Origin of the sequence: Cytophaga aurantiaca DSM 3654, from assembly GCF_000379725.1 — a bacterium.
Classification (GTDB): Bacteria; Bacteroidota; Bacteroidia; order Cytophagales; family Cytophagaceae; genus Cytophaga; species Cytophaga aurantiaca.
Map to the genome: position 1 here is coordinate 14,328 of NZ_KB903665.1, position 21,596 is coordinate 35,923.

General features: G+C 37.5%; 19 protein-coding genes. 8 read left to right on the top strand and 11 right to left on the bottom strand.

Features of this window, described 5'->3' with window-relative positions:
• Positions 1 to 348 precede the first annotated feature (348 nt).
• The 4 genes from A3EE_RS0118200 to ettA all read right to left on the bottom strand — a co-directional run bounded on the left by A3EE_RS0118200 (position 349) and on the right by ettA (position 6,562).
• A complete protein-coding gene (locus A3EE_RS0118200) occupies positions 349 to 1,830 on the bottom strand; it encodes a hypothetical protein (RefSeq protein ID WP_018344874.1) in 1,482 nt (493 codons plus the stop codon).
• Positions 1,831 to 1,832: 2 nt separating this feature from the next.
• On the bottom strand, positions 1,833 to 3,908 hold the full coding sequence (locus A3EE_RS0118205) for a hypothetical protein (RefSeq protein ID WP_018344875.1): 2,076 nt from the start codon (positions 3,906 to 3,908) through the stop codon (positions 1,833 to 1,835).
• Between the two features lie 39 nt (positions 3,909 to 3,947).
• On the bottom strand, positions 3,948 to 4,613 hold the full coding sequence (locus tag A3EE_RS0118210; RefSeq protein ID WP_026209860.1) for a hypothetical protein: 666 nt from the start codon (positions 4,611 to 4,613) through the stop codon (positions 3,948 to 3,950).
• A 278-nt stretch (positions 4,614 to 4,891) separates the two neighbouring features.
• On the bottom strand, positions 4,892 to 6,562 hold the full coding sequence (gene ettA / locus A3EE_RS0118215; RefSeq protein WP_026209861.1) for an energy-dependent translational throttle protein EttA: 1,671 nt from the start codon (positions 6,560 to 6,562) through the stop codon (positions 4,892 to 4,894).
• A gap of 218 nt (positions 6,563 to 6,780) precedes the next feature.
• On the opposite strand from ettA, the gene A3EE_RS0118220 reads away from it, so the two are divergent.
• From A3EE_RS0118220 to A3EE_RS21085, 5 genes are all read left to right on the top strand, one after another.
• The gene (locus A3EE_RS0118220) at positions 6,781 to 7,002 is read left to right on the top strand and encodes a DUF2795 domain-containing protein (protein WP_011585228.1); all 222 of its coding nucleotides are present in this window, start codon (positions 6,781 to 6,783) and stop codon (positions 7,000 to 7,002) included.
• Positions 7,003 to 7,044: 42 nt separating this feature from the next.
• Positions 7,045 to 7,689 (top strand): ABC transporter ATP-binding protein, encoded by a 645-nt coding sequence (locus tag A3EE_RS0118225; RefSeq protein ID WP_018344878.1) that lies wholly within the window; start codon positions 7,045 to 7,047, stop codon positions 7,687 to 7,689.
• A gap of 67 nt (positions 7,690 to 7,756) precedes the next feature.
• The gene (locus A3EE_RS0118230) at positions 7,757 to 9,415 is read left to right on the top strand and encodes a glycoside hydrolase family 5 protein (RefSeq protein WP_018344879.1); all 1,659 of its coding nucleotides are present in this window, start codon (positions 7,757 to 7,759) and stop codon (positions 9,413 to 9,415) included.
• Positions 9,416 to 9,648: 233 nt separating this feature from the next.
• Positions 9,649 to 10,119 carry a cation:proton antiporter domain-containing protein gene (locus tag A3EE_RS22215; protein WP_051081636.1) on the top strand — a complete coding sequence of 157 codons (471 nt, stop codon included), beginning with the start codon at positions 9,649 to 9,651 and terminating at the stop codon, positions 10,117 to 10,119.
• Entirely contained in the window at positions 10,022 to 11,116 is a 1,095-nt protein-coding gene (locus A3EE_RS21085; protein ID WP_281166498.1) for a potassium/proton antiporter, read from the top strand. The genes A3EE_RS22215 and A3EE_RS21085 overlap by 98 nt, the downstream gene beginning before the upstream one ends.
• Before the next feature lie 69 nt (positions 11,117 to 11,185).
• Here A3EE_RS21085 and A3EE_RS0118245 read toward each other — a convergent pair whose 3' ends face one another.
• The gene (locus tag A3EE_RS0118245; RefSeq protein WP_018344882.1) at positions 11,186 to 11,854 is read right to left on the bottom strand and encodes a pseudouridine synthase; all 669 of its coding nucleotides are present in this window, start codon (positions 11,852 to 11,854) and stop codon (positions 11,186 to 11,188) included.
• Between the two features lie 171 nt (positions 11,855 to 12,025).
• Here A3EE_RS0118245 and ttcA point away from each other — a divergent pair, with 171 nt between their 5' ends.
• Positions 12,026 to 12,856, top strand: a complete 831-nt coding sequence (ttcA, locus tag A3EE_RS0118250; protein ID WP_018344883.1) for a tRNA 2-thiocytidine(32) synthetase TtcA — start codon at positions 12,026 to 12,028, stop codon at positions 12,854 to 12,856.
• Positions 12,857 to 12,931: 75 nt separating this feature from the next.
• Here ttcA and A3EE_RS0118255 read toward each other — a convergent pair whose 3' ends face one another.
• On the bottom strand, positions 12,932 to 13,399 hold the full coding sequence (locus A3EE_RS0118255) for a hypothetical protein (RefSeq protein ID WP_018344884.1): 468 nt from the start codon (positions 13,397 to 13,399) through the stop codon (positions 12,932 to 12,934).
• 219 nt (positions 13,400 to 13,618) lie between these two features.
• On the opposite strand from A3EE_RS0118255, the gene A3EE_RS0118260 reads away from it, so the two are divergent.
• Positions 13,619 to 16,708, top strand: a complete 3,090-nt coding sequence (locus tag A3EE_RS0118260; RefSeq protein ID WP_157447115.1) for an AsmA family protein — start codon at positions 13,619 to 13,621, stop codon at positions 16,706 to 16,708.
• A gap of 239 nt (positions 16,709 to 16,947) precedes the next feature.
• Here A3EE_RS0118260 and A3EE_RS0118265 read toward each other — a convergent pair whose 3' ends face one another.
• From A3EE_RS0118265 to A3EE_RS0118280, 4 genes are all read right to left on the bottom strand, one after another.
• Complete coding sequence (locus A3EE_RS0118265) at positions 16,948 to 17,547, bottom strand: HAD family hydrolase (RefSeq protein ID WP_018344886.1); 600 nt, start codon at positions 17,545 to 17,547, stop codon at positions 16,948 to 16,950.
• Positions 17,548 to 17,583: 36 nt separating this feature from the next.
• Positions 17,584 to 17,955 carry a hypothetical protein gene (locus tag A3EE_RS0118270; RefSeq protein WP_018344887.1) on the bottom strand — a complete coding sequence of 124 codons (372 nt, stop codon included), beginning with the start codon at positions 17,953 to 17,955 and terminating at the stop codon, positions 17,584 to 17,586.
• 177 nt (positions 17,956 to 18,132) lie between these two features.
• Positions 18,133 to 19,761 carry a chaperonin GroEL gene (groL, locus tag A3EE_RS0118275; RefSeq protein ID WP_018344888.1) on the bottom strand — a complete coding sequence of 543 codons (1,629 nt, stop codon included), beginning with the start codon at positions 19,759 to 19,761 and terminating at the stop codon, positions 18,133 to 18,135.
• Between the two features lie 54 nt (positions 19,762 to 19,815).
• The gene (locus A3EE_RS0118280; protein WP_018344889.1) at positions 19,816 to 20,094 is read right to left on the bottom strand and encodes a co-chaperone GroES; all 279 of its coding nucleotides are present in this window, start codon (positions 20,092 to 20,094) and stop codon (positions 19,816 to 19,818) included.
• Positions 20,095 to 20,303: 209 nt separating this feature from the next.
• Between A3EE_RS0118280 and A3EE_RS0118285 the strand changes: the two genes are divergently transcribed.
• Complete coding sequence (locus A3EE_RS0118285) at positions 20,304 to 21,026, top strand: hypothetical protein (protein WP_026209863.1); 723 nt, start codon at positions 20,304 to 20,306, stop codon at positions 21,024 to 21,026.
• Positions 21,027 to 21,281: 255 nt separating this feature from the next.
• On the opposite strand, the gene secG is transcribed toward A3EE_RS0118285, so the two are convergent.
• On the bottom strand, positions 21,282 to 21,596 hold the full coding sequence (secG, locus tag A3EE_RS20945) for a preprotein translocase subunit SecG (RefSeq protein ID WP_018344891.1): 315 nt from the start codon (positions 21,594 to 21,596) through the stop codon (positions 21,282 to 21,284).

Genomic DNA, 21,596 nt, shown 5'->3' on the forward strand with positions numbered 1-21,596 from the left:
GCAAAGTCCCCTTTAGGGGATTTAGGTTTTTTTGCTGTTGTTGGTGTTTCTGCTTGAACAAATGAAACGATAGAGGTAGCGCAATTACGCAGACCACCAACAACCATAGTCTACAACTAACAAGAGCAATGAGTTGTTGGTAGCCCGCGTTGTTCTCGGTTTATTAAAGATACAGTAGAACTGGCGGGAATACCAACAACAGCGTAAGTGGTCAGTGGTCAGTAAACAGTGGTCAGTAAAGTTCTTCTTAAGAATTTTATATTTATCATACTCTCAAAAATTACTTCACAATAAATTGTTGAGCAAAGTCCCCTTTAGGGGATTTAGGGGTAAGCGAATGTTTACTGATTACTGACCACTATTCTTCAACACCTTTACCAATTCAATCAAGGGATGACTTTCACCTGCAAATTTAATTTTAATATTTCCTGTTAGTTGATTGTTCTCTTTTTTTACATGAAGCAGGATTGAAGAAATCTGTTTATACTTTTCAACTGCTTGAAACAAGTCGGCATTTTTTATTTGGGAATCAGCTAATCCTTTCAGTGAAGCAGGATTGACTGTTACCAGCAGGGCTGCATCGAGTGGGTGCGGACCGGGAGTTCTGGCCCATTCAGACGTGTGTTTGTTGTGTACGGTCAACGTATTAGTTGAATTCAGGCTCAGCTCGCTATCAAAGTTTCCATATATAACCGCAAACGGTTGTTTCCCTTTTGACACCAGACCTTCTTTTTGCAGATAGCTTAGAAAATTCTGTGCTGCTGTTTTGTTTTTTTGTTCCAGCGAAATTTTGAAGATGGGTTCAACAATACTTGAATCTTTTTTTTGTAAAACGGTTTCAAACTCATCATTCAATACGGAAGCATAGTAGCTGCTTTTTATTTTTTTCCAACCGTTGAATTCAAGCGTAAGATTGTTCTTATCAACTGCCGTAAGAAAAGGAGCAATGGTTTCTTTTTCTTTTAAATAGGATTGCTGCAAGTCAGGAATTTTGTTGAGGAGTTGCTGTAAACCCGTAGCATTAAAATTACCTGCGCAGAAAAGCGCTGCTTCATTGTTCTGATGTGTAATAGAAGATTGATTGAGTACTGCCGCTAAAAAGCCTTTGTAGGTCCAGTTGATATCCAGCAGATCATCATTGCTCATTACATTGAACGATACCAATGCAGAATCCAATAATGGAGATTTAACAGCAGAGGGTAAAAATAATGTATTGATGTTACCGGATATCAGAATTGTTTGATCGGAAGCGAATTCTAATGTGTCTACATTCGCATCAGATGGAGCAGTAGGTAATGTATCCTTTACAGTAAAAAATCTGCAGGCTGCAAGTGAATCCGATCGACCGGAAACAAATAATAAATTTATTGAATCGTACAGCCAGATTCCTTCATTGCTTCGGAAGGAATAGATTTTTTTCTGATTGACCGTGAAGCTATCGCTTTTAAACGATCGTTTTAATGCGAGATCATTTTCTATTGAAAAGAGCAAGCCTTTATAGAATGTACTGTCTTTGCATACGGAGAAATATTGAATGTTGTCTTGCGCATTAATAGAATACGTATTAGGCGAGCGTACTATTTTAAGTAAGGTATTGCTATTGGTATCTGTTTTGAAAATTTTATTAAAATCTCCATTCAACAGAGCAGACCAGGCTATGTCTTTTTTTATCTGCTGCAGATTGATTGAACCGTAGATCCAGCTGGAATCAGGGATAGCTACACGATGCATAGGGCTTATAACAGACGTATCTCTTTTACACGAACGGTAAAAGAGATACGATAGAGCAAACGTTATAAGGAGTCCCGCAAAAATGAATCCTTTACGCATGATTATTTTTTAGTAAAATGAACATAGATCTCGTCCATCATCTGCGCCAAAATGTTGATACTGTTCTTTTTGTCGTCGTTAAACAGAATCTCTGATTTGGTATGTACATTTGTATTTTCATCAAAATCTGTAGAATAAATAGTTTCATCAAAATACTTAGCAAGTATTTCCAATACTTCAGCCGTTTCTTTGTCTTCTACAAATTGCACCGATGATGCCAGTATTTTTCCTACTTCAATATACGCTCCGGATTGGTGCGTTGTTATGCGGTTGAAGTTTTCTATTTCATACCCACTTTTAGAACCTGTACCATGTTTGGTAGGATTAAAGTTGTTGTCATTGGTAAGAATACATACCGATTTATCTACCCAGATGTATTGATTCATATCGCCAAGTACAACCAGATAACGGTTTTTTTCTTTTTGAATAAATCCTTTCTGGATCATAATAGCCAGATATTTATTGAACAAGGAATCATTGTTGATTGTTGCCGCAAACGAATACAAAGGCATTGGAATGGTATTCGATTTTTCAACTTCAACATAATTGTATTCTTCATCCATTTCGTAGACTTTCGATTTCTTCTCTACACTGGTCATGGCATGATACAGGAATATAAATTCGCCATTAAAGATGCTCCATAGTTCGTCGCCTTTAATGCCTAAGCGTTTATATGTTTGAAACGCAAGGGTGTCTTTGCGATCCCCGATCATAGTATATAAGCTGTCTTGTCTAAGCTCTAATGAATCGAGTTGATACCAGTTTAATGTTTCATGTTCGTATTTGGCATCAGAAGAATTATACTCATACGCGTAGGCGTTTGCATCATAGGTGCCGTTATCCTGATACACTGTTCCTGAATCTGTTATGGTAGAGTTTTCTTCACCATAGGGATTGCTTTCTTCATCCGGTCCATTTACCATATAGTCGATCGTATCAATCTCTTTTCTATAAGCCCGTACTAATGTATCGGTTTCAAAGACATCGCTCTGTTGCTCTCTCAATGCTTTAATAAGCAAGGTATCCATATTGTAGTTGAATGTTTTGTCTACAAATTTTTGTACTTCCACAAAACTGAATGCGTAACTGATATAACTTGTAACAGGTGTTTGATATACAATGCTGGCCAGCTTCGCAGAAGGTTTTAAATTGAATATGGGATTTAAAATATCTGCTAATTTTTTTCCGTAGAATTGATTTCCTGTAAAAGTTATTTTTCCATTATCGAAACTTGCGTAGCTGAAACTGAAATTGTCTGTAAACAGACCTGCATTGATAACCGTCGTATCTTTGATGTATTCACTTTTATTGATCTCATCAAATAACCACGGGGTCTGCATGAACGCATTTGAATTGAATGCATAGGATACGTCCGCATCAACTCCAAGACCATTCAGTAAACGTGTATTGTTTAAGACACTGTTAGATGCGAGAGGTGTTGTAACCAGTGCAACGATCTTTTTTATTTCGGCTTTTGTATAATCGTTTTTGTAACCACGGTATGGAAGTTTGCATAAAAATACTTTATCTGATTTCCATACGATCAGTGAAGTACTGCTTTGTATATAGGAAATTCCTTTACCTGCTTTGGAGATCTTCGCTTTGTTGCGGTACCAAAGATCTTTTATAAAGGAGGCAAATTTGGTGCTGTTTAAAAGCGGAATGGCTACAATATTGATTGGTTCTTCATACGTAGAATAAGTATCATATTCATAGTCGTAATCATAATCATAATCGTCATTCTTTTTCTTTTTAGAAACGTTAGGTTTTTTAACAGTAATGTCTTTGATCGTATAATAATACATATCTGTTTTAATATTTAATCCTGTTTCATCGGGTGTTTCAAACAAGGTTGTAATCGCTCTTTCTTCAGCTGTTTTATTGTTCAGCATTTTGAAAAGAAAATCTTTATACATTTCTGTTGCCCGCAATTCGTCGAAATTGACATTCTTATTTATGCGTGCTCCGTTTATTTTAATAATATATGTTGAGCTTTCAGGAATATAATTTTTAAGATCCTGTGCATTCAAAAATATAGAAGAAGATGCGATGGTAAGAAAAAGGAATATTTTTTTCATAAGAGTATAATACAAGATATACGTATGCAGATTAAAAGATTATTGACCAACCGTAATGACATTGTTTGATATGCCTTTGTCCGCAATGGTTGACCATACATCTTTTTTATAAAGCGTTGCTTTTTTGCTTGGAGATAAAGAGTAATTCATTGAATTACCCACACTGATTGTGGTGTCAAATCTACAGATAACGGTATAGTTTGCTTTTTGTAATAAATCGCGTTCCTGAGAGCCTGCTAACTGTGTCACATGTTCCAGTTCAGAACTGTTTGTGTTGCGTTTGAAAACACCGTTTTCGTAGGAATATAAGTTAAACGTTGCAGGCGCTTTTTTATCGTAGGTTTTCCAGAGATTCAGAATCGCATTATTCAGCGAAGCTACATTTTTGAAGTCACAGCTTAAATGATAAATGTAATTTGTGTGATCCTGCGTTATCACAACATTGCTGATGCCATCAATGGTTTTTAATTTATTTTTTACTTCCGTGATTTTAGCATCGGCCATTTCTATTGTAGGCACTTTAAAATGCAGGATACTGTCTTGTGTACGGATCTTATCTATTTGATTTTTACTTTGACTCAGGTTCACGATGAATTTGTATGTGCCGCTGCCGTTCTTATGAACGGTTACGTCTTCAATAACTTCAAAGCAGGAAGCCATTGTTATTGTTATAAGAAGTAGGATGGTGTGTAAGGTGTATTTCATAATTAAGTGGACAGTTGTCAGTAATCAGTTGACGGTAATTTTGCTTCTGTAGTTTGCCGTGGTTGTGTCTTTTCGACCAACCACTTGCAGGAGACAGGTGGTTGGTCGAAAAGACACAACCACGGCGAAGATAATCAGAATTATATGTAGTCAATTTTTAAAGAAAAGACATTTTAATGACCACTGATAACTATTTTTCAATATAATTGATTTATACGTTAAAAGCGGACAGATGTTAAAAAATAAAGTCACGCTTTTGGCGTGACTTTATTTAGGCATTATTTAACTAATTTTTTATATCGGATACGTTGCGGGCCAACATCACCCAGACGTTTCTTTTTATTCTCTTCGTAATCGGAGTAATTCCCTTCGAACCAGTATACTTGAGAGTCGCCTTCAAAGGCAAGAATGTGTGTAGCCACACGATCCAGGAACCAACGGTCGTGGGAAATAATTACCGCACAACCACCAAAGTTTTCCAGAGCTTCTTCCAATGCACGAAGTGTATTTACATCCAGGTCATTGGTAGGCTCATCCAGAAGCAATAAGTTAGCACCTGTTTTAAGCGTCATAGCTAAATGCACACGGTTGCGTTCACCACCGGATAATACACCTACTTTTTTCTCCTGATCTGAACCGCCAAAGTTGAAACGGCTTACATATGCACGGGAGTTTACTTGTTTATTACCAAGCATCAAATGTTCTGTTCCGCCGGATATGGTTTCAAATACAGACTTTTCAGGATCCAAGCCGGAGTGTTCCTGATCGTAGTAACCGATATCTACCGTTTCTCCGACACCAAACGAACCGGAGTCTGGCTGTGCCTGACCCGTGATTAATTTGAATAGGGTAGTCTTACCTGCACCATTGGGTCCGATAATTCCGACAATACCACCTTGCGGCAGGTTGAAGCTCAGATCATCGAATAATAATTTATCGCCAAATGCTTTAGATACATTTTGTACTTCAATGACTTTGTTACCCAAACGGCGACCCGCAGGAATAAACATTTCCAGTCTGTCTTCTTTCTCTTTTGTTTCTTCGCCCAATAACTTATCGTATGCACTAATACGTGCTTTAGACTTCGCCTGACGAGCCTTAGGAGACATGCGAACCCATTCCAACTCGCGTTGTAAGGTCTTCTGACGTTTTGATTCGGTCTTTTCTTCCTGAGATAAACGTGTTTGTTTCTGATCCAACCAGGAAGAATAATTTCCTTTCCATGGAATACCTTCGCCACGGTCAAGTTCTAAGATCCAGCCTGCAACGTTGTCTAAGAAGTATCTATCGTGGGTTACAGCGATTACTGTTCCAGGATATTGTTGTAAGTGTTGTTCAAGCCAGTCTACAGACTCAGCATCCAAGTGGTTGGTAGGTTCATCCAGTAACAATACATCCGGCTGCTGTAATAACAAGCGACATAAAGCTACACGTCTTTTTTCACCACCTGACAAATGTTCGATCTTAGCATCGCCTGGCGGACAGCGTAATGCATCCATTGCGCGTTCCAGTTTGGTATCCAGTTCCCATGCATTGTGCTGATCCAATAATTCCTGAATGCGGCCTTGCTCTTCAATAAGCTTTGTCATTTGATCGTCCGTCATTTCTTCGCCGAACTTCAAATTGATCTCTTCAAATTGTTTTAACAGGTTCACCACTTCCTGAACACCTTCTTCAACAATTTCTTTAACTGTTTTAGTAGGGTCCAGTTTAGGTTCCTGCTCCAACATACCAACGGTGTAACCCGGACTGAAAGCCACATCGCCAATGAATTCTTTATCAATACCCGCAATGATCTTAAGCAGGGTAGACTTACCCGAACCGTTCAAACCTAAGACACCGATTTTAGCGCCATAGAAAAACGATAGATATATGTTTTTAATGATTTGTCTTTTAGGTGGTATGATCTTACTCACACCAGCCATAGAGAATATAATTTGTTCGCTCATAGTACTGTTTGATTCTGATGGTAAATATCGGAAAAAAGTTGCTAGTTTCTAGCTTCTAGTTGCTAGACTAAAAGCTTATAGGTTATTTTTGTTATTACTCGTCTAGAAACTAACTACTGGTACCTAGTAACTATTTCTTATCCACATTTTCGAAAAATAGTTTGTAATACTAATTAATATTTTATTTTTGCACGGAAGTTCAAAACGAGGAACAAATTATGTATTGGACACTAGAATTAGCTTCCTACTTGGAAGATGCCCCTTGGCCGGCTACAAAAGACGAATTGATTGATTTCTCTGTACGCTCTGGAACACCGCTTGAAGTGATTGAAAACTTGCAAGAACTGGAAGACGATGGTCAACCTTATGAAAGCATCGAAGAAATCTGGCCGGATTATCCGTCTAAAGACGACTTCTTCTTTAATGAGGACGAATATTAATCGAAAACCGGGTAGTATGCCCGGTTTTTTATTTTATATCAATTGAATATACTAGAAATCAAAGATTTATCTGTTGATATTCAAGGGCGTTCCATTGTAAACGCGTTTAATTTAACAGCCAAACCGGGTGATGTAGTCTTTATTACCGGAGACAATGGATCGGGTAAATCGACTGTGCTCAAAACAATCGCCGGATACATTCCTTCTTCAAAAGGTAGTATACATTTTTCAGGGAAACAATCGGCTGAGTATTCTCTTTTGCAATGGCACCAGGTGGTGCATTACCTTCCGCAGCATAATTCTTTGGCTTTTCCTATTAAAGTGAAAGACCTGCTGATAATGGCTTTCTACAGAGATAAGAAATGGTTTGAAGAATATTCTTCTCTGTACCATCAGGCAGTAACGGAATTGGCTCAACGTTTTGGCATTACCCATTTACTGGATCGCAATGCAAAGGAACTTTCAGGTGGTGAGCTGCAATTATGCTGGCTTGTACAATCTTTTTTAGCCCGTCCGGAGGTTCTTTTACTGGATGAACCTACACAATACCTGGATGCTAAAAACAGAACCTTATTTTTTAGTTTATTAAATGAGATGCAAGCGCTCAATCCCTTTATTTGCTTGTGTGTAACGCACGATCTACCTTTCAAAAAAGAAGCCTACGGCACAATTCTCACCCTTTCTTAAATCTTCAATTTATCTTATTAATGGCACATAATCCTCATATAATTCTAAATTATATGTAAATTATGCTATGATAAAAAAACAAGTGATGCATTCAAAATTGATTGTGGCTTTAGCAATACTTCTTATCGGAACAATGAGTTGTCATAAAAAGCACGATGAGCCGACCGGAAATACTCATGCATTCATACATACAAGTGGTACCGATATTTTAGATGCTAACGGAAATAAAATCTATTTGCGTGGTGTAGCATTTGGCAACGAGGTATGGTCCAATGTTGAAGTTCCTACAACACATCATTCAGAAGCAGACTATGGTCGTGTGCATGATATGGGAATGAATGCGGTGCGTTTTTATATGAATTACAAAACGTTTGAAGATGATGCTAACCCCTATGTATACAAGAAGACAGGCTGGGATTGGATTGATCTGAATATTGCCTGGGCAAAGGCACACAATGTATATTTAATTTTAAACATGCACGTTCCGCAAGGGGGCTTTCAATCAAATGGCAACGGCGGTGCGTTGTGGAACGATCAGGCAAATCAGGATCGTTTGAAAGCATTGTGGTTTAATATTGCTAAACGTTATGCGAATGAACCTACCATTGCAGCATTTGATCTATTAAATGAACCGGTGGTTACCACTTCGATTTCTCAATGGTCAACTTTAGCACAGGATATTGTGGATACCATTCGTACCGTGAATGCAAATCAGATGATCATTGTAGAGCGCGTAAATGCTGTGGGTTCAGATTGGTCGAATAATTCGGACATGAACTTTTTTGATCTGAAAGGAGACAACATTGCGTACGAATTCCATTTTTATCAACCAATGGAATTTACACATCAGGGTGCAAGCTGGATTTCACCGGTACCTGCAATCGGACAAACATATCCAGATCCAAGTCGGATTTACATTACAGGAAGTTCCGGTTTTTATACGGCATCGTTCTCTAATCCAACGCTTGCTGCAGGTACGTATGATTGGACACAATATGTTGAATCCCCTAAGTTTACAGTAAATGATCCGCTGATAAAATTGGCAAAGCCTACTTTTGTAAATCGTGAGAATACAGGTAAAGTCTGGATAGATGATATTGTTGTAAAAGAATACGATGCTACTGGTGCTTATGTACAAACGATTCTGTCCATTGATGTTACATCTTTTGATGGTTGGTACTATTGGAGTCAGGATCTCCTGGGTACTGCTGGTACAGATAATACAACTGGACATTCCAATTCCAATTCCATCTATGTGGAAGGTTCAACAAGCGATGCAAATTTGAGTAATTCAAAATATTATTTTATACCGAAACAAGGCTATTCGTATACTGTAGGTGGTTGGGTGAAAGGCGAAGCAGTTACTTCAGGCTCCAAAGCAATGTTCCGTTTGGATTTTGAAAAGCTCAGCACAGGTGGAAGTGCATATGCTTTAAACAAAGATTATTTAGCTGCTCAGGTAGATCAATATTATAATTGGACACAAACGAAAAACAGACCTTTATTTTTAGGCGAGTTTGGTGCCATTCAGTTTGCATACGACAATGATCTTGGTGGTGTGCAATGGACAGGCGATATGATCGATATCCTCAAAGCACGTAATGCACACTTTACCTATCATTGCTATCACGAAGATAACTTTGGTATTTATAGAGGTAGTGGAACAATCGATCCTTCGAATTGCAATCAACCTTTAATTGATTTGTTTAAATCAAAATTGCCATAATGCAATTGGTGAAAAAAATAAAAGGTCTGTATGATAGCGTTATCATGCAGACCTTTTATTTTATGGAAGGATACGATTTTTTTATTGTAGAAAAACAGGATGTTGTTAAGTTTTTATTTTTTAAAAAACGAGCTATTAATAAAATGTGTATCTTCAATACTTAAATTAGTTGAAGATATTTCACAATCTGATTTGTGAAGCAGTGATGTAAAGCCTCGTGTTGACTAACGTTTATGTTAAATCTTGAAGAATTATTATTAGGTCTCTCCACACTTATTTTAGCGAGCATTTTTATTGCACGCATAAGTAATAATTTGGGCGTACCGGTACTATTACTTTTTTTAGGAGTAGGGATGCTGGCAGGTTCTCAGGGACCCGGAGGCATTGCCTTTGAAGATTATGCTCTTGCGCAATCCATTGGTATTACTGCGTTGGTATTCATCTTATTTTCCGGAGGACTCTCTACGCATTGGAAAATTGTAAAACCTGTATTGCTGCCATCATTGAGTCTGGCAACCGTCGGTGTTTTGATAACAGCTGTTTCCATAGCATTGTTCATTGTTTGCGCATTATGTATTTCATGTATCCTTATTGATCAGTTTACTATTGGGATCTATTGTGGCTTCAACAGACGCGGCAGCAGTGTTCTCTATTATCGGTGCACGCAACATAAAGATCAAAGGCAATATAACGCCTTTACTTGAGCTTGAATCAGGTAGCAATGATCCTATGGCAGTCTTTCTTACCATTACACTCATTCATTTGATCAAAGCAACGGAAACTTCTTATGCGTTGCTGGCTCTGCAGTTTGTATGGGAGATGGGTGTCGGTCTGGCAATGGGATTATTATTGGGTAAGGCAATCGTATTTGTTATTAACAGATTGAAAATACCGATTGAAGGGTTGTATCAGGTATTTGTTTTTGCATCGGCATTCTTTGTGTATGCATCTACCAATATGATCCATGGCAGTGGGTTCCTTGCAGTATATGTTGCAGGTATGGTTGTTGGAAATAACAACATTGTACATAAGAAAAACGTGTTCCGGTTTTTTGATGGGATGGCATGGATCGCACAGATCATAATGTTCCTTACCTTAGGTTTACTGGTATTTCCAAGTCATATTCTTACGGCATTCAAAACGGAATTATCGATTTCGTTGGTCCTTATTTTTCTGGCCCGACCTCTAGGAGTTTTCATTTCCTTAATACCTTTTAATTTTAGTATTAAAGAAAAGGTATTTATTTCATGGGTTGGTTTGCGTGGTGCTGTTCCGATTATTCTGGCTACATTCCCTTTGCTTGCAGGTGTTGCAGAGGCGCAGTGGATCTTCAATGTAGTATTTTTTATTGTGATCACTTCTGCATTATTACAAGGCTGGTCCATACCATTTGTATTAAACATGTTGAAATTGAAAGACGATCATACTCCGTTTATCACTTCGCCAACAGAATTTAATCATTTGGATGAAGTAGACAGAGTTCGGATCAATATGGTTGTTCCGGATAGTGATGTATTCAATAACCAGTCTATTGTTTCGATAAAAGCATTGCAGGGCTGTTTGATCATCACCGTGAAGCGTGGGGATACCTATTTTGTTCCAAGCGGAGGGACGATCTTAAAAAGCGGAGATTATCTGCAGGCACTGGTGAGTAAATCAAAAGTAGAAGAACTGGAATATATTTTAGTAGTCTCTCAATAGATTTATAATACTCTCTTAAAAGAATCAGATTTTGAAAAGAAATACCCGAGCAATCTGTAGTTGAAAAAATTACAGGCAGTCTTCTTTTTTTAATTTTTTATAATCACCCGGTTTTAAATCACCTAATACTACATATGTAATACGAATGCGCTTCAGCATCGTAACATTCAAGTCTAGCTTATAACACATTCTGCGGATCTGTCTGTTTAAGCCTTGTGTGAGAATAATCTGAAAAGAATGAGATGAGATTCTTACAACATGAGCCGGACGGGTTTTTTGTCCCATGATCACAATGCCTTCAGCTAATTTTGAAATTGCTTCATCAGTTAGTTCAGCGTCTACTTCAACAACATATTCTTTTTCTTTGAAATTTTCTGAAAATGCAATGTCTTTGTAGAGCTTTCCATCATTGGTTAAAAGGAGTAAACCTTCAGATTCTTTATCTAACCTGCCAATCGGATACAGATGCTCTTCAAATGGAAGCAAGGCCAGCAAATTATTTTCAATAGTGGCATTTAATGTACATTCAATGCCACGTGGTTTGTAGAATGCATAGTATTGATGTTCTACACCTTCCTGAAGTATATCTCCATCCAATTCAACGGAATCTGTTTTCAATACATCTTGTCGTTGAAGAGCTTTTTGTTTATTGATAAACACACGATTTTCGTTAAGCATGCTGCTTGCCTTTTCTTTCGAAATATGGAAGCGCTTCACAAGAAATTCGTTTATGTTCATTTAATTGAATCGTTGTGGTTATTTGTTTGTAAGGTATAACAATCAAAGTTCTATTTAAAAAAGAACTTTCACAAACATGGACTTATATAATCAGTCTGGCTCTGTAGACGTCTTTTTTACTATCACTCATTTATTTGTACCTTTGTAAACAATCCAAATCAATCCGAAATCATGCCTTTGCCAAGTCCCGAAGAGAAGAATACAAACCGTTTGCGTAAATGCTTTTGGGAAGCAATCGACGAGTTTACATTGATCGAACCCGGCGACAAAATTATGGTATGTTTGTCTGGCGGAAAGGATAGTTATACCATGCTTGATCTGTTTTTGCATGTGCAAAGTGTGCGCAAGAATTTTGAGATTATTGCTGTTAATTTAGATCAGAAGCAACCAGATTATCCTGAGCATATTTTACCTGAATACTTAACAAAATTAGGAGTCAATTTTAAAATTGTTGAAAAGGATACGTATAGCATTGTTATTGATAAAACACCTGTTGGAAAAACAATGTGCAGTCTTTGCTCGCGTTTGCGCAGAGGCAATCTGTATGCAACAGCAGAGGAGATCGGTGCTACAAAGATCGCATTGGGGCATCATCGGGAAGATGTGCTGGAAACATTTTTCCTGAATTTATTTTTTAGCGGAAAGATGGAAGCTATGCCAGCAAAATATAGAACAGATGATGGCAAACATGTGGTGATCCGTCCGATGGTATATTGCAAGGAAAATGAAATTGCAGCATATGCGGTTCAAAAAAACTTTCCGATCATACCATGTAATCTCTGCGGCTCGCAGGAAAACATGCAGCGCAAGTTAACGAAGAAAATGCTGTCGGATTGGGAAGTGCAGTATCCGGATCGAAAAGAAGTTATTTATAACGCATTAAAAAATATAAGTCCATCACATTTGTTTGACACGGACTTATACGATTTTAAAAATCTTGAGCATCGGGTAGATGAACTGAATCAAAAAGACTCTCCTAAAGCAGAGGAGTATATACCATAAAATGCTTGATATGCGATAAAAAGAAGAAGCTCATGGGTTAAATCATGAGCTTCTTTTTTATCGGATTGACTCTGTTTATTCAACGTCTTCGGGTGTCAGATCGCCTTCTTTCGGTTTAGTACCTGCGGCTCTGTTCTTTTGATATTCTGCTTTTTTCTGTTTTTTAATTTCATCCCATTTGGTTTTTTGATCTGCAGTCAGAATCGCGTTCAAGCTGGTATTGTAACTATCGCGCACAGATTTAGCTTCTGTTTTGGCAGCTTCCATATTGCCTTTATTCTTTGTACGGATGCTGTCGAGCTGTTTTGCTTTTGATGTATTAAGGGCCGCAACTTTTGTTTGCTGGTCACTTGTTAAATTTAAATTAGTGGTCATGTACTGAGTCAGTTTTGTTGCCTTTTGTTCAGCAGTCATTTTTTGTCCCTCCGGGTGCTGACCGCCACCTGGATGTTGACCGCCTCCGCCTTGGTGGCCATTTTGCTGTGCTAACGATGCGAATATTACGCCCGAAAGGAAAACGATTGAGAAAATGAATTTTTTCATAGAATTTAGATGGTTAATGGTTAAAACTGCCTGTCTTATACTTAGACGCCATTTGAATCTAAATCCTTCGTTTTTTCTGAAATAATTTTCAGGGTCAAAATAAAATTCCAAAAATGGAATGCCATATATTTTTATAATTAAAAGCAATAGAATATACCTTTCATTCAGTAACTTGTTGACACTATTTTGAAGAATGCTAAAATTACATTCGACCCTGGAATGATGTGGAATAAAAATATTCGTAAGTGGCTTTTTATTTTTTTAGGTACTGTTTCAGTGCTGCTGATTGCTCCATTTATTGTTGTTCAGCTTTATAAAGACGAGATCAAAACAGAGATCGAAAAGACCATCGATGAAAATATTGAAGGTACTGTTACGTTTGAAAAAATAAATTATTCCTTCTTTTTTCATTTTCCTCATTTAACATTGGCAATGAACAATGTGGATGTAGTAGGGATTAAAGAATTCGACAAAGACACACTTGCGCATGTTGAACGGATCGATTTAAAGTTAAGCTGGTTAAAAATTATCTTCTTTAATAAAATTGAAGTCGACCGCATCGTATTGAACAGACCAAAAGTTCACATGCACATTTTGCCCGATGGGTGTATGAATTACAATATTTTAAAAAAAGATACCTTAGCCAGTTCGGATGAAAAATTTGCTTCTATTTCGCTGGATGAATTTTCGATACGGGATGGAGTTGTTCAATATTTAGATCAGACAACAAACCGATGGCTTGAGTTGCATGGACTGGATCACGATGGAAGAATTAAAATTGTAGGGGATACGGTTGAATATTTAACAGCCACTACCATTGAACACGTTTCTGCTTCTGATCGGGATATTCATTATATGCAAGATAAAAAACTTGTATTGAAAATGGATATTCAATACGATATGCGTTCAAATATCTGTTTGATCAATGAGAATAGCATTCAATTGAATAAATTAATTTTGGGTTTGGATGGAACGATCGGTTTTTTGCCATCCGGTTATGATTTTGATATTACCGTTGATTCAAAACAGGCATCCTTCAGCGATATTCTGTCTTTAATACCTGCTTTATACAAGCATGGATTCAAGGATATTAAAACCGAGGGCTTGTTAACGTGTTCAGGTATCATCAAAGGAAAATATTTTGATACAAGCGATGTACTTCCCGCTTTTCATCTTGATTTCAATATTTCGGATGCAATGCTGCAGATGCCGGAATTTCCTTCAAAAATAAAAGATATAGAATTCGATCTTGTTATCAAAAACGATTACGGAATTATTGATAGTACCATACTTGATCTGCAGCGTGTGAATATGGACTTCGGTGGACATCCCATCAAAGGCAGGTTCAAGATGCAGGGGTTTCATCAAATTTATATTGATACCGAAATTCTTGCAGAACTGGAATTTGAAAACATTGAAAAAGTTTTCCCTATTGAACATTTTGATGTCAAGGGAAAATTGAATTTTGATTTAAAAGCAAAAGGGATTTATAAGCGTGAGACAACAAAGAATAAATCACACATTACCAGTATTCCTCAATTTGATCTGAATCTCTCTGTTAGTGATGGAACACTTAAATATGATAGTGCGGCTGCAATGTTTCACGGCATTCAGTTCTTTTTAAAGAGCAGTAATTCCGATGGTATACCGAATCATACAAACATTGATCTCAAAGCACTGCAGATGCATTTAGGCGACAATACGCTTTCAGGAAATGTATTGTTAAAAGGACTAAATCCATACTATATAAAATCAGATCTGAAAGCCTCAATGGATTTGGCTGATATCGAAAAACTCTACCCGGCAACCAATAATGTGATAAAAGGATTATTTCAGACAGATGTTTCTATTGATGGAGTATACGACGAAGAAAAGAAATTATTTCCTGCTGTGAATGCTTTGGTAAAACTTACAAACGGTTATTTGAAAAATTCGGATTATGCAGATCCGCTTGAAAATATAGAGATCATTGCCAAGGCTGTTAATCCGGATGGGAAAGCAGAAAATACGCGTGTTGATTTTGATCAAATCAATTTTCTAATGGAAGGAAATCCTTTTTCTGCTAAAGGATATATTGAAGATTTTGTCAAGATGAATTACGACTTTACAATAAAGGGATTATTGGATCTTGATAAACTTACAAAAGTATTTCCAATTGAAGGAGTAGCTATGTCTGGTACTGTTGATACAGATATTGAAACCAAAGGCTCAATAGTTGATCTTGAAAATAAGAATTTTTCGAATATTGCCTGTACAGGAAATATTGTACTTAACAATATCAAATACCGGACAGCTTCTTTCAGAGCGCCCTTGCATTTGAATAAAGCTTTTTTAAAGTTGACACCTGAAAAAATAATCATGACCCAATGTAATGGAAGAGTAGGAAGAACGAATTTTTCTATGACGGGTGATCTAATCAATTACATGTATTTCCTCACATCCAATAACGATATGATCACCGGAGATCTCAAGCTTACCAGCGATACCTTAGACTTAACTCCGTGGATAGATAAAACATATACAGGGAAAAGAAAAAATCTTCCTACTGTAGAACCGGCCCCGGCTCCAATAGTTGAACAGACTGCCTGGGAAGTTCCTAAAAATGTAAACTTTGTTTTTGATTCAGAAATCAAACATGTGTTTTATCAGGATCTTCACATTACAGACTTGAAAGGTGAGATCGTGATACGAAATGGTATCTTAACCTTGAATGAGACGGGATTTAATTCTATGAATGCTTTTTTTTCAGTAGAAGGAATGTATAATACTACAGATATAAAACATCCTGCATTTGATGTGCATCTGGTTGTGAAAGAATTGGATGTAAACAAAGCATATAAAGAGATTGCACTGGTTCGGAAACTGGCTCCAGCAGCAGGAGATACCTATGGAAGAGTATCGATCAATTATAAACTGGCAGGCCTTTTAACACGAAAAGGCAACATAAAATTGGAATCATTGGTTGGTGGCGGAAATATTTCTATTACCAATGCAAAGATCAATGGGATGAAAATGTTTGATGAAATTAGTCGTACTGCAAAAAAACAGGATATAAAAGATCCGGAATTAAAAAACCTTTCAATGGATTCAGAGATCCATGATAATAAAATATTTGTTAAACCATTTTCATTAAAAGTAAATGGTTTGAATGCAGATATCGAAGGATCAAACGATATTACCGGAGGCAATTTAAATTATCTTATAAAGATTGAATTGCTGCCGATCGATAAAATGAAAATTCCGTTTCACGTTACCGGCACCTATGATGATCCGAAGGTGGCGATGGGTAAAGGGAAGAAGGAAGGTTAGTGGTCAGTAGACAGTAGTCAGTGAGCAAAATGAGTATTGAGTACTCTGACGTCGATTTAATAAAGGATAGTAAATGAAATAAGAGTCTTCGATTTGTTTAAGAAAGATTAATTTAACCGTAATGGTCGCAAAGGAGAGACGCAAGGGACGCAAAAAAAACGTCACAACGTACTATACTTCTCTAGTCTAGGAGCTAGTACCTAGCAACTGGAAACAGTTCTACTTACCACTGTTTACCACTAATAAACAGGAGCATGAAACTTCGTTACATCAATCCATTCCATTCCTCCAGCTTCAGCAGCTTTAAAACCATTTACTGCATCTTCAAATACCAGACACTGCTCTGGTGCAATATTCATACGTTTCGCACATTCTAAAAACGTATCCGGAAAGGGTTTGTGTTTGGTAACATCTTCAGCACTTACTAAGATGTCGATGTATTTATCTACTCCGATCTGTTTAATGTTCGGTATGGCAATTTCAAGTGTGCCACCCGTACCCATTGACATCGGTATTTGTCCAACGTATTTTTTTACGATGTTCATTGTATACGATATCGGCAGGATAGAAGGAACTTCCTCTAAATAATATTTCTCTTTTAAGGCTGAAGCATCTTCCGATGAGATATGTGATTTGCCTTGCAGCTTTAACAACTCTCTGAAAACATCCGTTGTAGGGATGCCCGCCATTTTTATAAAGTAATCCAAAGGAAATTCGAAGCCAAATTCTTTTGCAACGCGAACGCTTGCACGGTAATGAGCAGGCATGGTATCGGCTAAGGTGCCGTCGATATCAAAGATAAGCCCCTTGATGTGATCGGGAAGAACGAAGGAACTCATGTAACGGAATTAAGAGAAGAAAGAAGGAGATAGGTATTATTTTAAGTTGTTGATCACTTTTCGGATGAAACGGAACATGATCCAGGCAGGGTTGTTCTCATCATCTTCGCCGGAAATATGACTTAATTGTGTGATTACTTTTTCGCGGATAGCAGGTGTGCGTAAAAATTGTGCGGCATTTTGAGAGATGAAATCCATGCGTTCCTCTTCAGAATGCAATAGAAATTCATTGTATACAACTTCCTGTAAAAGCTTTAGTCTATTGGCATCTACGCAGTTGAACATTTCTGTTGTGATGCGCTGTGTGTCTTCTTTGGTAACGATACAATCCGTATCGGCAATACATAAACTTAAATAATAGAGATAATGTTCGAATACCCAATTCAGTGTTGAAACAGAATGCACCATGTTTTGTTCTGATGTTTAGTACGGTAAATAACTAAATTTTAAACGGATTATATATAACTATAAGTAGGTATTCTTGTGATTATGAGTACAATTTACACATCTGTTTGGAATAAAAACAAAAAAACTCCCCTGAATTACAGAGGAGTTTTTTTAAAAGAATCGATTTTATTACATGAATTACATCATGCCACCCATTCCGCCGCCGCCCATTGAAGGCGCCGCCGATTTTTCTTCCGGTTCGTCAGCCACTACACATTCGGTAGTTAATAGAAGAGATGCTACGGATGCAGCGTTCTCTAAAGCCAAACGAGTTACTTTTGTAGGATCAATAATACCTGCAGCAATCATTGCTTCGTATCTGTCTTCACGCGCGTTGTAACCGTAATCGCCTGAACCTTCTTTTACTTTTTGTACAATTACAGATCCTTCAAGACCCGCATTGTAAACAATAGCACGTAAAGGCGCTTCGATTGCAGTACGTATAATTTGGATACCTGTTTTTTCATCTTCGTTATGGAAAGCAACTTTATCCAAAGCAGCACCTGCTCTGATTAAAGCTACACCACCACCTGGAACGATACCTTCTTCAACAGCAGCACGTGTAGCATGCAATGCATCATCCACACGGTCTTTTTTCTCTTTCATTTCAAGTTCTGTTGCAGCACCAATGTACATGATAGCTACGCCACCAGATAATTTAGCCAAACGTTCCTGAAGTTTCTCACGGTCGTAATCAGATGTAGTATTTTCCATCTGAGATTTGATCTGGTTCACACGTGCAACGATGTTATCTTTTGTACCTGCGCCATTCACAACAGTTGTGTTGTCTTTATCAATATTGATTTTTTCAGCTGTACCTAAGTACTCAAGTGTAGCGTTCTCTAATTTGTAACCGCTTTCTTCAGAAATAACAGTACCACCAGTTAAGATTGCGATGTCTTCCAACATTGCTTTTCTTCTGTCACCGAAGCCCGGAGCTTTAACAGCAGCGATTTTCAGAGCACCACGGATTTTGTTTACAACAAGTGTAGCCAATGCTTCACCGTCAACATCTTCAGCGATGATCAACAAAGGTCTTCCGGATTGAACAACTTGTTCAAGGATTGGAAGCAATTCCTTCATTGAAGAAACTTTTTTATCGTAGATTAAGATATACGGACGGTCTAATTCAACCTCCATTTTATCTGTATTTGTAACGAAGTAAGGAGATAAGTATCCACGGTCGAATTGCATACCTTCAACTGTTTTTACTTCCGTTTCAGTACCTTTTGCTTCTTCAACAGTGATAACACCATCTTTACCAACTTTGTCCATTGCATGCGCAATCATTTTACCAATTTCATGGTCGTTGTTAGCAGAGATCGTTGCAACCTGAGCAATCTCATTTGAGTTAGAGATCTTTTTAGATTGAACTTTAAGATCCGCGATGATTGCAGAAACTGCTTTATCAATACCTCTCTTAAGATCCATTGGATTGGCACCAGCTGCTACGTTTTTCAAACCGGCATTGAAAATTGCTTGTGTCAAAACCGTTGCAGTAGTTGTACCATCACCAGCTTGATCAGCTGTTTTAGATGCAACTTCTTTCACTAATTGAGCACCCATATTTTCAATAGGATCTTTCAATTCAATTTCTTTAGCTACAGAAACACCATCTTTTGTGATCGCAGGAGAACCAAATTTTTTATCTATAATAACATTTCTGCCTTTAGGACCAAGGGTTACTTTTACTGCATCCGCCAATGCATCAACTCCTTTTTTCAATTTTTCGCGGGCATCTCTGTCAAATAAAATTTGCTTTGCCATTTTAGTTTTAAGTTTTTAATATGGTTTGTTAATAGGAAGGAAGTTCTTTAAAAATTAAAGAACAGCGTAGATTTCAGATTCCTTCATGATCAGGTAATCTTTTCCATCTATAGAAATTTCAGTGCTGGAATATTTTCCATAAAGTACTGAATCTCCAACTTTAACCGTCATTGGTTCATCTTTTTTACCTGATCCAACTGCTACTACGATACCTTTAAGAGGTTTTTCTTTCGCTGTATCCGGAATAATAATGCCAGATGCTGTCTTTGATTCTGCTACTGCAGGCTCAATCACAACTCTGTCTGCTAATGGTTTGATGTTTACGTTACTCATAATCTATTTTGAACTTAAAAGATTTATTTTCTTCTGCCTCTCTGTCTACTATCGTGCCAAAGAAGGAAAGCGAAATTATGACACAAAAATAGGCTTTAAACTGACAATATTTTATTATATTTTGGTCGATACGACATTTTGTTGAAAGAAAGACTAACAAAATGACAGTATTGAGCGTTAAGTATATAGACACCAAACCCGCATACGTTATGAAACAACTAGATTCGGATTGGCTTACCAAAGGATTAATCGACTTTGAATACAAGAAATATCTACTTTTGGGGTATTTAAATTCGGTTCACGACGATTTTAGCGCTCGTAGATTATATCCACCTTTATCGGAATTGTATGGGCACTATCAAAGCCTGGTTTCGATACGAAAGAACAAACAATTTTTGAAGGAAAGTTTCCCGAAGGAGATCATTGCAGCAGACCCCGATAAGGTTGAGTTTATGTATCGGGAATTGATTGAAGATGATCGATTGATGAACGAAATCGAAGAGATTCTTGCATTCGCTATTCCTGCTATGGGTAAGGGCTTGAATGAAGGCCGTGAGATTTATGAAAACGTTGAACAGAGTTTGCAGATCGAACCGATTGGATTGGAACCGCTGTATACAGATGCAGGCTATATTCTGCTGAATCAGCCGCCCGATAAAGAAACGCACGTGTATCAATACGACATTACGATCTTTCACCATGCAGATGAGAAGTATCGAGGCATTCACACAAAAAAAATTGATTCGTTTACGCAGTCGATCAGCAATACAGTAAATTCAATGAAGCTGGGTTTGATCCGCAAATATCCGGAACTGCCAAATCCGGCAACCTATCTGATTCAGACACCAATCGGGTATCCGGAAAAAGAAACGGTGATGCCGGTGGCACAACTGGCATTGGTACGCTATCTGGCATCAAAGGCAATTAATTAGTTGCTGTTTCTAGGTTCTAGTTGCGAGACGAAATCTACTGCCTATCCTTAGAGTTAGCGAAGCGATCTAAGGATCAGTAAATGAAATAGAGTCTTTGCTCGTAATTAATAGCACGAGTCAAAGACTCTCAATAATTATTCATCCGTAGAGCCCTACGGAACTCTACGGATAGAGTATGCATAGCGTGCTATAAAAATAAAAAGTCTTCATGCATATTTGCATGAAGACTTTTTATCTTAAAATAAGTTCGGCTTATTACTTAGCTGTATCTTCTGTTTCAGCATCAACGTCTTCTGCTTCAGCATCCGTAGTTTCTTCAGTAGTTTGTTCGTCTTCCGCATCGTTTTCAGAAGGTTTTGCAACATAATTAAATGCTAAACAGATAACCAATATTGTGATTGCTAAACCGATAGAAAGATTGCTTAAAAAATCACCCGTTCTTTTAGCACCAATTACTTGAGTTGAACTGCTAAATCCATCTGCTACGCCACCTTTAGAGTTTTGAGCCAATACCACTATCACCAATAAAACGGCACATAGAATTAACAAAATAGATAATGTAATAATCAT

Coding starts and splice junctions, on each gene's coding strand:
- A3EE_RS0118200 (WP_018344874.1), bottom strand. CDS start 1,830: ATGCGTAAAGGATTCATTTTTGCGGGACTCCTTATAACGTTTGCTCTA.
- A3EE_RS0118205 (WP_018344875.1), bottom strand. CDS start 3,908: ATGAAAAAAATATTCCTTTTTCTTACCATCGCATCTTCTTCTATATTT.
- A3EE_RS0118210 (WP_026209860.1), bottom strand. CDS start 4,613: ATGAAATACACCTTACACACCATCCTACTTCTTATAACAATAACAATG.
- ettA (WP_026209861.1), bottom strand. CDS start 6,562: ATGAGCGAACAAATTATATTCTCTATGGCTGGTGTGAGTAAGATCATA.
- A3EE_RS0118220 (WP_011585228.1), top strand. CDS start 6,781: ATGTATTGGACACTAGAATTAGCTTCCTACTTGGAAGATGCCCCTTGG.
- A3EE_RS0118230 (WP_018344879.1), top strand. CDS start 7,757: ATGATAAAAAAACAAGTGATGCATTCAAAATTGATTGTGGCTTTAGCA.
- A3EE_RS22215 (WP_051081636.1), top strand. CDS start 9,649: ATGTTAAATCTTGAAGAATTATTATTAGGTCTCTCCACACTTATTTTA.
- A3EE_RS0118245 (WP_018344882.1), bottom strand. CDS start 11,854: ATGAACATAAACGAATTTCTTGTGAAGCGCTTCCATATTTCGAAAGAA.
- ttcA (WP_018344883.1), top strand. CDS start 12,026: ATGCCTTTGCCAAGTCCCGAAGAGAAGAATACAAACCGTTTGCGTAAA.
- A3EE_RS0118255 (WP_018344884.1), bottom strand. CDS start 13,399: ATGAAAAAATTCATTTTCTCAATCGTTTTCCTTTCGGGCGTAATATTC.
- A3EE_RS0118260 (WP_157447115.1), top strand. CDS start 13,619: ATGATGTGGAATAAAAATATTCGTAAGTGGCTTTTTATTTTTTTAGGT.
- A3EE_RS0118265 (WP_018344886.1), bottom strand. CDS start 17,547: ATGAGTTCCTTCGTTCTTCCCGATCACATCAAGGGGCTTATCTTTGAT.
- A3EE_RS0118270 (WP_018344887.1), bottom strand. CDS start 17,955: ATGGTGCATTCTGTTTCAACACTGAATTGGGTATTCGAACATTATCTC.
- groL (WP_018344888.1), bottom strand. CDS start 19,761: ATGGCAAAGCAAATTTTATTTGACAGAGATGCCCGCGAAAAATTGAAA.
- A3EE_RS0118280 (WP_018344889.1), bottom strand. CDS start 20,094: ATGAGTAACGTAAACATCAAACCATTAGCAGACAGAGTTGTGATTGAG.
- A3EE_RS0118285 (WP_026209863.1), top strand. CDS start 20,304: ATGAAACAACTAGATTCGGATTGGCTTACCAAAGGATTAATCGACTTT.
- secG (WP_018344891.1), bottom strand. CDS start 21,596: ATGATTATTACATTATCTATTTTGTTAATTCTATGTGCCGTTTTATTG.